Genomic DNA, 10,700 nt, shown 5'->3' on the forward strand with positions numbered 1-10,700 from the left:
GGCCTTCACACAGGACGATTTCGAGGCCGAGCTGCCGAAGATCCCCAAGGGCGGCGTCGCCAGCCACGAATACACGCAGGAAGACGCGATCGCGGCCATCAAAGCCAACATCAAGTGAGCCTTGAACAAGCGTTGCCCTCCGGATCATCGAGCGGATATCGTTGAGCATGCCTGAAGGGAACGCTGACATCATCAGACTGAACGGCGCCGAAAAGCATTTCGGCGCCGTTCGCGCACTGGGTGGCGTGGATTTCCATGTAGGCCCCGGCGAGTGCGTTGGTCTCGTCGGCCACAATGGCGCCGGCAAATCGACGCTGATGCACATGGTGGCGGGCACGCTGGTGCCCGACAGCGGCAAGATCGGCGTGCATGGCGACACCGAGGACAATTACTCGGTGTCGCGCGCGCAGCAACTCGGCATACGCTGCGTCTTCCAGGAACTGTCGCTGTGCCCCAACCTCAGCGTCGCCGAGAACACGCGCATCAACCACGCGTCGCTGCGCGGGCTCAGTTGGCGGCGCAAGGCGGCGGATCTGATCGCCGCCAAGCTCGACGAGATCTTTCCGGGCCACAGCATTTCGGCGTCCGATATTGTCGGCGACCTGTCGATCGGTCGGCGCCAGATGGTGGAAGTGGCGCGCGCCTTCACCGTCACCCAGGATCGTCTCGACCTCGTCATCCTCGACGAGCCGACATCGTCGCTCGATGCGCATACGGCGGGCCAATTGCTGGCCTTCGTCCGCCGCTTCGTCGCCGGTGGCAAAAGCTGCATCCTGATCTCTCATGTGCTGGGCGAGGTGCTGCGCAATGCCGATCGCATCGTGGTGATGCGCGACGGCAAGGTGGTTGTCGCTGACGCGGCAGATGCCTTCGACCGCGACCGGCTGGTGACGGCGATGGGCGGAGCGGAAGCGCGCCAGAAGATCGCGGCGCAAATCGCTGCCGCCAAGCCCACCGCCAGTCCGTTGCGGGTCCGGGCGCGGCCCGCCGCGCAGAAGGACAGCACCGACCTCGTCGCCTGTGCCGGTGAGATCATCGGCCTTGCCGGGTTGGCTGGCCACGGCCAGACCGACCTGCTGCTGGCGATCTTCACGGCTGCATCGCGCGCCCGGGCCGGTATCGAGGTGACCGCACCGGTGGCGCTGGTCGCCGGCGACCGCCAGTCGGACGGCATCTTTCCGCAATGGTCGATCGCTGAGAACATCGGCATCCGCTCGCTGGCGCGGCTGCGCAGCGGGGTGCTGATCTCGCCGCAACGCGAGGCCGAACTCGCTGCACTATGGCAGAAGAAGATCGGCATCCGCACGCCCGATATGAACAACAACATCTTCTCGCTGTCGGGCGGCAACCAGCAGAAGGCGCTGTTTGCCCGCGCGCTCGGCTCGGACGCGCAGATCGTGCTGATGGACGACCCGATGCGCGGCGTCGATATCGGCACTAAGCTGGAGGTCTATGACCTCGTGCGCGAAGAGGCTGCCCGAGGCCGCACCTTCCTCTGGTACACCACGGAAACCGAAGAGCTCGACAATTGCGATCACATCTATGTCTTCAAGAACGGCCGCATCGTCGCCAATCTGCGCCGCGACGAGTTGACCGAAGAGAAGATCATCCAGTCCTCCTTCGGCGATGCGGCCTGAGATGACGGCCGCCAGCCTCGACACCGCCGCCAGGACGTCCGCCGAGCGAGGCGCACTGGCCCGTGCCCGTCTGTTGCGCGGGCTGCTGCCGGCGCTGTCGCTGGCGCTGGTGCTGCTCGCCATCGCCTGGCTCAACCCGCGCGCCATCAGCTATTTCGGCTTCAGCCTGATGCTCAATTTGGCGATCCCGATCGCGTTGGCGACCATCGCGCAGATGTTCGTTATCGCCGGAAACGAGCTCGACCTGTCGATCGGCACCTTCGTCGGCTTCGTCGGCTGCGTCACGGCGACCTGGCTGAAGGACGCGCCGCTCATCGGTGCCGTCATCCTGCTTGGATCGATCGGCGTCTATGCGCTGCTCGGCGCGCTGATCCATCTGCGCAATCTGCCGTCCATCGTGGTGACGCTCGGCATGAGTTTCGTCTGGCAGGGGCTGGCGATTCTCGTCTTGCCCAAACCGGGCGGCAAGGCGCCGGACTGGCTGCTCGGGCTGATGGCGTTCAAGCCGCCCTTCATTCCGTTCCCGATCATCGCCGCGCTGCTGATCGGCCTCATCGTTCATTTCGGCCTGATGCGCACTTCCTATGGCGTGATCCTGCGCGGCTCCGGCGGCAATCCGGCGGCACTCGGCCGCGCCGGCTGGTCGCTGCTCAAGACCAAGATCGTGCTGTTTGCGCTGGCCGGTCTGTTCGGCGTGCTGTCCGGAATGGCGCTGATCGGCATCACCACCTCGGCCGACGCCAATATCGGCAACGGCTACACGCTGCTGGCCATCGCCGGCGTCATCCTCGGCGGCGGCGAATTCGTCGGCGGCCGGGTGTCGCCGATAGGTGCTGTGATCGGCGCGCTGACGCTGGCGCTGGCGGCCTCGCCGCTGCTCACCTTCATGCACATTCCACCCGATTGGCAGGTTGCCGCCAATGGCGCCATCCTCATCATCGTGCTGGCGGCGCGGGTGCTGATCAGCCGCAAGGAGAGGTGAGCGATGACATCGGTGAAATCGCTGCTCGCCAAACCCTGGATCTGGTCGTTCATTGGCGCGCTTCTGGTGTGGCTGGCGACGATCGCCTTCACCGGCGGTTATGGCGCCGGCGGCATGGTGACGGCGGCCCTGTCGCTGGCGGTGTTCACCGTCATTGTCGGCGTCGGCCAGATGTTCGTCATCACACTCGGCCCGGGCAATGTCGACCTGTCGCTGCCGGCCAATATCGGCCTTGCCAGCGCCGTCGCGATGAAAGTGATGGACGGCAATGATTCCATGATCGCGGTCGGGCTGCTGGCGGCGCTTGCCTGCGGGGCGGCGATCGGCGCCGCCAACTATCTGCTGATCTGGGCGCTGCGCATCCCGCCGATCATCGCCACTTTGTCGGCCAGCTTCATCATCCAGTCGATCGACATCAGCTACGGCCGAGGGCTGCAGATCAAGCCGCCGCCGGGCTTCGCCGATTTCGCCAACTGGCAAATCCTCGGCATTCCGGTGCTGGCCATCCTCACCGTGCTGTTCACCATCGGTGCGGCCATCGCCCTGCAGCGCATGATCTATGGCCGCTCGGTGCTGGCGATCGGCCAGAATATCCGCGCCGCCTGGCTCGCCGGCGTCAATGTCGGCCGCATCCGTTTCCTCACCTACACGCTGTCTGGTGCGCTCGGCGGCATCGACGGCGCGCTGCTCGCCGGCTATTTCCGTGGCGCCAATGTCGATATCGGCAATGAGTATCTGCTGGCCTCGATCGCGGTCGTCGTCATCGGCGGCACGTCGGTCGCCGGCGGCAAGGCCAATGTGCCCGGGGTCTGGGGCGCGGCGCTGTTCCTGGTGCTGCTTTTGACCATGCTCAACACGTTTGGGGTGAGTGCCGGCGTAAGGCTGCTGCTGACGGGGCTGATCATTGTCGGGGTGATCACGGCGGCGGGCGGGCAGAAGGCGCCGCGGTAGGCTCCGCCTTCGTCGTCCCAGGCCTGTAATCATTGTGCCAGGCCGACATCCGGTTCCCTTCGACGTCATGGCGCTGTAAATCCCGTTCGCGCGGCCACGGCCGCTGAATAGCGCTGGGAGGTTTGCGTGTCCGATTTCGTGAAGGTCAGCCGTGACGGCGACGTCGCCGTCGTCACTATCGACAACCCGCCGGTGAACGCGCTGAGTTTTCATGTTCGCGAACCGCTGATGCAGGCGCTGGTTGAGTTGCGCGACGATGCTTCGGTTGCCGCCATCGTCATTGCATGCGCCGGCCGGACGTTTGTCGCTGGCGCCGACATCACCGAATTCGGCAAGCCGATGCAGCAGCCGGAGCTGCGCGCCATCGTGGCTGTGCTGGAGACCATCGCCAAGCCGACGGTGGCCGCCATCCACGGCACCGCGCTCGGCGGCGGGCTGGAGCTGGCGCTCGGCTGCCATTTCCGCGTCGCCGATGCCGGCGCCAAGCTCGGCCTGCCGGAGGTGAAGCTCGGCCTGCTGCCGGGGGGCGGCGGCACGGTGCGGCTGCCGCGCCTGGTCGGCGCGGTGAAGGCGCTCAGGATGATCGTCTCCGGTACGCCGATCGGTGCGACCGAGGCGCATGCCGCCGGTCTCGTCGATGCCGTCTTCGAAGGCGATCTGACGACGCATGCCGTGAACTTCGCCAGGGAAATTGCCCGCAAGGGTGGCCCCTTCACGCCGGTGCGCGATCGCAATGAGGGGCTCAAGGAGACCGACCTCGTGGCTTTAGACGCCGAGGCTGCGGACCTCGCCAGGAAGGCGCGCGGGCTCGAGGCGCCGATCGCCTGTGCGCTGTCGGTGCGCAATGCCGTCACGCTGCCCTTCGATGCGGCGCTGGCGACGGAACGTGCGTTGTTCGTGAAACTGGTCGGCAGCGACCAGTCGCGGGCGCAGCGGCATTTGTTCTTCGCCGAACGTGAGGCGGCAAAGGTTTCGGGAAAAGACATCGTCAAGCGCAGGATTGCCCGCGTCGGCGTCATCGGCGCCGGCACGATGGGCGGCGGCATCGCCATGGCCTTCGCCAATGGCGGCTATCCCGTGACTTTGCTGGAAACCAGCCATGAGGCATTGCAGCGCGGCTTGGCGACGATCGACAGAAACTACTCGGTGTCCGTCACGCGCGGTTCGCTAAGCGAAGTCGCCAAGCGCGAGCGGCTCGCCCAGTTCAAGGGCTCCACCGATTATGCCGATCTCGCCGATTGCGACCTGATCGTAGAGGCGGTGTTCGAGGACATAGCGGTCAAGAAGGAGGTGTTCGGCAAGCTCGAAGCGGTGGCCAAACCGGGCGCGATCCTCGCCACCAACACCTCCTATCTCGACATCAACGAAATCGCCGCCTCGACCTCGCGGCCGCAGGACGTGCTCGGCCTGCATTTCTTCTCGCCGGCCAATGTCATGAAGCTCCTGGAGATCGTGCGCGCCGACAAGACCGCGCCCGATGCGCTGGCGACCGTCGTCGACCTGGCGCGGCGGATCGGCAAGGTGGCCGTTGTCGTCGGCGTCTGCCACGGCTTCGTCGGCAACCGCATGCTGGCCGCGCGCGGCTCGGAATCGGAAGCGCTTCTTCTGGAAGGCGCGACGCCCAGCCAGATCGACCAGGTCTTCACCGATTTCGGCTGGCCGATGGGGCCTTTCCAGATGGGCGATCTCGCCGGTCTCGACATTGGCTGGCGCAACCGCAAGGCGCGTGGCCTGTCGGCCGTGATCGCCGACACGCTGTGCGAACAGGGGCGTTTCGGCCAGAAGACCGGCCGGGGTTTTTATCTCTACGAGGCTGGCGCGCGTACGCCAGTGCCGGATCCCGAGGTTGAAGCGCTGATCTGCGACAAGGCCGCGGAGAAGGGCATCGTGCCGCGCGCGATCAGTGCGGAGGAAATCATCGAGCGCACGCTTTACCCCCTGGTCAACGAGGGCGCCAAGATCCTTGAGGAAGGCATCGCGGCCCGTGCGTCCGACATCGATGTCGTCTGGGTCAATGGCTACGGCTTTCCCATCGGCAAGGGCGGGCCGATGTTCTGGGCTGGCCTCGAAGGCCCGGCCAGGATCATCGAGCGGCTCGAGTACTGGCATCAACGGACAGGCAAGGACGTGTTCAAGCCGGCGCCGCTGCTGAAGCGGATGGCCGAGACCGGATCGTGGAACGGCGACGCGATAGCCTGATCAAACGTCATGGGCAAGCCACCCAATTGTCGAGGTCTGCGCTGCCCCTCATCGCCCTGCCGGGCGTTCGTTGTTCGAAAAGCCAAGCAGTTGGCTTTTCGTCCGCTGCGCGGACCACGCCTCGACTCCCCGTATAGTGACGGGGAGAAGGGGCTCGCGGTAACCTCGTCGCCTGTCTTGCAACGTTGGAGATTGGCGAAACCGGTAATTACTGCGCCCCTCTCCCCGTCCCTATACGGGGAGAGGATGCCGGCAGGCAGGTGAGGGGCAGCGCCGGCGTTCGCAAAAAAGTGACGCGAATTCGAAATCCGAAGCGATTGCCCAGGTAAGCGGCGGGGGCGAAGTAGCTACCTTATCCGCGCGTCGATGATCTCGACGAAACGTGCGAACAGGCCGGCCTGCGACTTGATCTTGAGCTTGCGGTAGATGTTGCGGCGATGGACCTTCACGGTGCCCGGCACGATGCGCATGGCCCTGGCGATCGATTCCGTCGAATGCCCCTGCAGCACCAGGTCGACGACATGTTTTTCGCGCGGCGTCAGCGACAGGCTCTGCCAGATGTGGGCGCGGTCGAACTCGTTGACCGGAGTGGTCGTCTCGTCCTGCTGCGCCTCTGCAGGTTCATCGGCCGGAAGGGTGGGCCAGCGCAGCCTGGCGAAGCTGATCACCGCCGGCGCCATGTCGCGCAGCAATCTGGCATCGGCGGTGCCGAACGGGCCTGAAGCGCGCAGCCGCATCAGTGAGAGCACCAGCGCATCCTTGCCCGGCAGAGGCACGAAGAAGCCGACCTCCTCGGCCAGCCTGGTCTGGCTGTAGTAGGAACGGAAATACTCGCTGGCATAGAAACGGTCCGGCGCCAGTTCGCGCATGCGCCAGAAGCCTTCCTTGCGCTCGACCGCCGCGTGATGGAACGGGTCGAGCAGATAGGGTCCCTCCTGATAGAGCGCGACGAAGACGTGGCTTTCGGCCGGCGAGAAGGTTTCGAACAGCAGCGGCGGGCGCGCCGCGCCGCGATAGCCGAACACCACGCAGTGGTCGAAGCTGACATGGAGCCGCAGCCAATCGACCAGCGCATTGCCGAACAGGTCGCCACTGGTCTCCCGCGTCGCCGCGACGAGCGTGGCGAGCTGGCTGTATTCGTCGCTGCGGGACAATCTATACCCCCTTAAACGAGAAAATAGATCAGATATACCACCTCAGAGGTATATACTAGCCGCCATTGGCTCTGGTAGCGTCCCGATATTGCCTTGTTGCTGGAGCCATCAGCCTTGACCGCAGTGCCCGACATCGAGTTTCGCGGCGTCACCAAGCGCTATGGCGCGGTGACCGCGGTCAGCGGCATCGATCTCGCTGTCCCGCCCTCCGCCTTTGTCGCGTTGCTCGGGCCGTCCGGCTGCGGCAAGACCACCTGCCTGCGCATGATCGGCGGCTTCGAACAGCCGAGCGAAGGCCAGGTGTTCATTCGCGGCCAGGACATGGCCGGCACGCCGCCCTACCGGCGGCCGGTCAACATGGTGTTCCAGCAATACGCGCTGTTTCCCCATCTCGATGTCGAGGACAACGTCGCCTACGGGCTGCGCCAGGCGCGGCCAAGGCTGTCTTCGCGCGAGATCGCCTCAAGAGCGGGCGAGGCGCTCGAAATGGTGCGGCTCGCCGGCTATGGCCGCCGCAAGATCCACGAACTGTCGGGCGGCCAGCAGCAGCGTGTGGCGCTGGCACGAGCCCTGGTCAACAAGCCGGCGGTGCTCTTGCTCGACGAGCCGCTGGCGGCGCTCGACAAGAAGCTGCGTACCGACATGCAGATCGAGCTGCAGAACCTGCAGCGCGAGATCGGCATCACCTTCGTGCTGGTCACGCACGACCAGGAGGAAGCGCTGTCGATGAGCGATTTCGTCTGCGTCATGAACGGCGGCCGCATCGTCCAGCTCGGGCAGCCGAGCGAGATCTATGACGAACCGGCCGATTTGTTCGTCGCCGATTTCGTCGGCAAGACAAACCTGCTGAGCGGCACCGTCGCCGGACATTCGGGCGATCTGGTGGAGGTGGCGCTTGCCGATGGCACCGTCATTGCAGCGCGCAAGCGCACCGCCCTGCAGCAAGGTGAGGCCGTTTCGGTCAGCCTTCGTCCTGAATCGCTCAGTCTTGGTGCCCAGACAAGCGGTCCATTCAAGGGCATCGTCCGCAACCGAATTTTCCTCGGCTCGACAGCGGAATACGCGATCGAGGTCCAGGGCATCGGAACGCTGCTGGCCAAGGCCGATCACCTGATCGGCCACGGCAATCTCTTCAAGCCGGGTGAACCCGTCGCCATCGGCTTTGCCTCCGGAACGCCGCTGGCGTTTGCGGAGACCAAGAACAACGGGGCCAACCAGAGGGTAGATAAACATGTCGAAATCATATCGTGACGGACTGCCGATAAGCCCCAAGAATTTTGTCGATCAGCTGATGCGTTTGAAGCGCGGCTCGATCGGCCGACGCGACTTCCTCGGCCTCACCGGCCTTGGCATTGCCACGGCGGTAATGGCGCGCGAGATCGGCATCATGCCGACACCGGCCTTTGCCGCCGAAAGCCTTGGCGACCGCATGTCGATCGCCACCTGGCCGAACTACCATGACCCGGCGACGTTCGAGAATTTCAAGAAGGACACCGGCGTCGCCGTCGAGGTCAACGTGTTCGGCTCCAACGAGGAGATGCTGGCCAAGCTGCAGGCAGGCGCCTCGGGCTGGAGCCTGTTCGTGCCGACCAACTACACGATCTCGACCTATAAGAAGCTCGGCATCATCGAGCCGCTGGAGATGGCGAAGCTGCCGAATTTCGACGGCTCGCAGCAAGATCCCCGCTTCACCGGGGAAGGCACGATCGATGCGGTGACCTATGCGGTGCCGAAGAACTGGGGCACCACCGGCTTTGCCGTCAACACCAAGAAGCTGACCAAGCCGATGACCAGCTGGAAGGAGTTCTGGGACACCGCCATGGCGGAAGGCGACAGCCGCACCATGGTGCATGACTACCAGCTGACCACGATCGGCAATGCGCTGAAATATTACGGCTATTCGTTCAACTCGTTGAAGCAAGACGAGCTCGCCAAGGCGGAGGAACTGCTGCTCAAGGTCAAGCCGCATCTGTTCGCGGTCTCCTCCGACTACCAGCCGGGGATGCGCGCCGGCGACGCCTGGATGACGATGTGCTGGACGAACGATGGCGCGCAGTTGCATCGCGACATTCCCGAGATCGCCTATGTGCTGGGCAAGGAAGGCGGCGAGATCTGGACCGATTTCTACGCCATTCCGAAAGATGCGCCGAACAAGCCGGCCGGCTACGCCCTGCTCAACTACCTGATGAATCCGCAGGTGGCGGTGAAGGAGCATTTGGCCAATGGTGCGCCGTCGACCGATGCGCGGGTCAATAAGCTGCTGCCCAAGGAAGTGCTCGACAATCCGATCCTCTATCCGGCGGCCGACCTGTTGACGCCGCTGGAATTCGGCGCGGCGGCAACGCTGACCGATCCGGGCCGCGCCGAATTGATGGCGCGCTTCAAGTCGGCCTGAGGGCCGGTCTGGCGCGGACAATTGACCGGCGGGCATATGTCCGCCGGTATCGGGGCGGTTTTCAATGCGCGGCAATAGATTTCGTCACAACCTCACGACCGCCATGCTGCTCGGTCCGGCGACCGCGTGGCTGGTGGTGTTTCTAGTGCTTCCATTCATTGCCATCGCGGTGTTCAGCGTCGGCGAACGGGCGCCGGAAGGCGGCTATCAAGCGGCTTTTACCTTCGCGCAATATGCCAATCTTCCGGCGCGGGCGGCTGCCTTCTGGAACACGATGGTGCTGGCGCCGATAGGGGCGCTCGCCTGTCTGCTCGTCGCTTATCCCGTTGCTTATTATCTCGCTCTGCGCGCACCGCAGCGCTGGCGGCTGATCCTGCTGGCGCTGGTCGTCATTCCGTTCTGGACCAGCCTTTTGATGCGGACCTATGCCTGGATGTATATCCTGGGCGGGCGCGGCATCCCGGCTCTGCTGTCCTATATCGGTTTCGAGGATATCAGGCTGATCAACACGCCGGGCGCGGTGCTGCTCGGCATCGTCTATGGCTACCTGCCGCTGATGATCCTGCCGATCTATGTCAGCCTTGAGCGGCTCGACCGCCGGCTGCTGGAAGCCTCCGCCGATCTCGGCGCGACGCCGCTCTCGACCTTCCTCGGCGTGACCCTGAAACTGTCGCTGCCGGGCGTGATGACCGGCTTCTCGCTGGTCATGATCCTGCTGCTGGGCGAATATCTGATCCCGACGCTGCTTGGCGGCGGCAAGGTGTTCTTTATCGGCAATGCGCTGGTCGACCTGTTCCTGCAATCGCGCAACTGGCCGTTCGGTTCGGCCATCGCGATCACGCTGGTGCTAGTATCGGTGGTGGTGCTGATTGCCGCCAACCGCATCTCGACCCGAGTTTCGGGCGCGCGCCGGGTGGATTTGATCTGATGCGCGCCTTCGTCATTGTGGTGTTCGCCTTCCTCTATCTGCCGATCGCACTGGTGGTGCTGTTCTCCTTCAACGCCGGCCACCATGCCAGCGAGTTCACCGGCTTTTCGGTGCAATGGTACGGCAAGGCGCTGGCGAACCCGTTCCTGGTCGAAGCGCTGAAGAACAGCCTGTTCATCGCCACCACCAGCGCCTTGCTGGCGGCGTTGTGCGGCACTGCGGCGGCACTCGGCCTGGCGCGCGTCGGCATCAGAACACGCGCGGTCTTCGATGCGCTTCTGGGCGCCGCGATCGTCGTTCCGGGCGTCGTCATCGGCATTTCGACACTGGTCGCGCTCGTCCAGCTGTTCACGGTCGTCAATCCGTTCCTCGCCTCGATCTGGCCCGACGACCAGCCGCCGCGCCTGGCGCTCGGCTACGGCTCGATCATCGCGGCGCACGGCCTGTTCTCCAT

8 protein-coding genes and 2 pseudogenes are annotated in these 10,700 nt (G+C 64.6%); 9 read left to right on the forward strand and 1 reads right to left on the reverse strand.

Annotated elements, in window-relative coordinates; genetic code table 11:
* The 5 genes and pseudogenes from EOD15_RS36835 to EOD15_RS19445 all read left to right on the forward strand — a co-directional run.
* Nucleotides 1–118, forward strand: a pseudogene (locus EOD15_RS36835) (ABC transporter substrate-binding protein); the annotation flags it as partial.
* 49 nt (nt 119–167) lie between these two features.
* On the forward strand, nt 168–1,637 hold the full coding sequence (locus EOD15_RS19430) for a sugar ABC transporter ATP-binding protein (protein WP_127408746.1): 1,470 nt from the start codon (nt 168–170) through the stop codon (nt 1,635–1,637).
* 1 nt (nt 1,638) lies between these two features.
* Complete coding sequence (locus EOD15_RS19435; protein ID WP_164761591.1) at nt 1,639–2,619, forward strand: ABC transporter permease; 981 nt, start codon at nt 1,639–1,641, stop codon at nt 2,617–2,619.
* Nucleotides 2,620–2,622: 3 nt separating this feature from the next.
* Nucleotides 2,623–3,570 carry an ABC transporter permease gene (locus EOD15_RS19440; protein ID WP_127318750.1) on the forward strand — a complete coding sequence of 316 codons (948 nt, stop codon included), beginning with the start codon at nt 2,623–2,625 and terminating at the stop codon, nt 3,568–3,570.
* 126 nt (nt 3,571–3,696) lie between these two features.
* Nucleotides 3,697–5,769 carry a 3-hydroxyacyl-CoA dehydrogenase NAD-binding domain-containing protein gene (locus EOD15_RS19445; protein ID WP_127318748.1) on the forward strand — a complete coding sequence of 691 codons (2,073 nt, stop codon included), beginning with the start codon at nt 3,697–3,699 and terminating at the stop codon, nt 5,767–5,769.
* Nucleotides 5,770–6,116: 347 nt separating this feature from the next.
* Here the strand turns inward: EOD15_RS19445 and EOD15_RS19450 are convergent, their stop codons facing one another.
* The gene (locus tag EOD15_RS19450; protein ID WP_127322186.1) at nt 6,117–6,923 is read right to left on the reverse strand and encodes a LuxR C-terminal-related transcriptional regulator; all 807 of its coding nucleotides are present in this window, start codon (nt 6,921–6,923) and stop codon (nt 6,117–6,119) included.
* Between the two features lie 114 nt (nt 6,924–7,037).
* Here EOD15_RS19450 and EOD15_RS19455 point away from each other — a divergent pair, with 114 nt between their 5' ends.
* From EOD15_RS19455 to EOD15_RS19470, 4 genes and pseudogenes are all read left to right on the forward strand, one after another.
* A complete protein-coding gene (locus EOD15_RS19455; RefSeq protein WP_127322185.1) occupies nt 7,038–8,174 on the forward strand; it encodes an ABC transporter ATP-binding protein in 1,137 nt (378 codons plus the stop codon).
* Nucleotides 8,155–9,318, forward strand: a complete 1,164-nt coding sequence (locus tag EOD15_RS19460) for a spermidine/putrescine ABC transporter substrate-binding protein (RefSeq protein WP_127322184.1) — start codon at nt 8,155–8,157, stop codon at nt 9,316–9,318. Before EOD15_RS19455 ends, EOD15_RS19460 begins: the two co-directional genes overlap by 20 nt.
* Nucleotides 9,319–9,382: 64 nt before the next feature.
* A complete protein-coding gene (locus EOD15_RS19465; RefSeq protein WP_127266978.1) occupies nt 9,383–10,246 on the forward strand; it encodes an ABC transporter permease in 864 nt (287 codons plus the stop codon).
* Nucleotides 10,246–10,700, forward strand: a pseudogene (locus EOD15_RS19470) (ABC transporter permease); the annotation flags it as partial. The gene EOD15_RS19465 and the pseudogene EOD15_RS19470, both read left to right, overlap by 1 nt.

Origin of the sequence: Mesorhizobium sp. M7A.T.Ca.US.000.02.2.1 (assembly GCF_003996995.1) — a bacterium.
Taxonomy (GTDB): domain Bacteria; phylum Pseudomonadota; class Alphaproteobacteria; order Rhizobiales; family Rhizobiaceae; genus Mesorhizobium.

Coding starts and splice junctions, on each gene's coding strand:
- EOD15_RS19430 (WP_127408746.1), top strand. CDS start 168: ATGCCTGAAGGGAACGCTGACATCATCAGACTGAACGGCGCCGAAAAG.
- EOD15_RS19435 (WP_164761591.1), top strand. CDS start 1,639: ATGACGGCCGCCAGCCTCGACACCGCCGCCAGGACGTCCGCCGAGCGA.
- EOD15_RS19440 (WP_127318750.1), top strand. CDS start 2,623: ATGACATCGGTGAAATCGCTGCTCGCCAAACCCTGGATCTGGTCGTTC.
- EOD15_RS19460 (WP_127322184.1), top strand. CDS start 8,155: ATGTCGAAATCATATCGTGACGGACTGCCGATAAGCCCCAAGAATTTT.
- EOD15_RS19465 (WP_127266978.1), top strand. CDS start 9,383: ATGCGCGGCAATAGATTTCGTCACAACCTCACGACCGCCATGCTGCTC.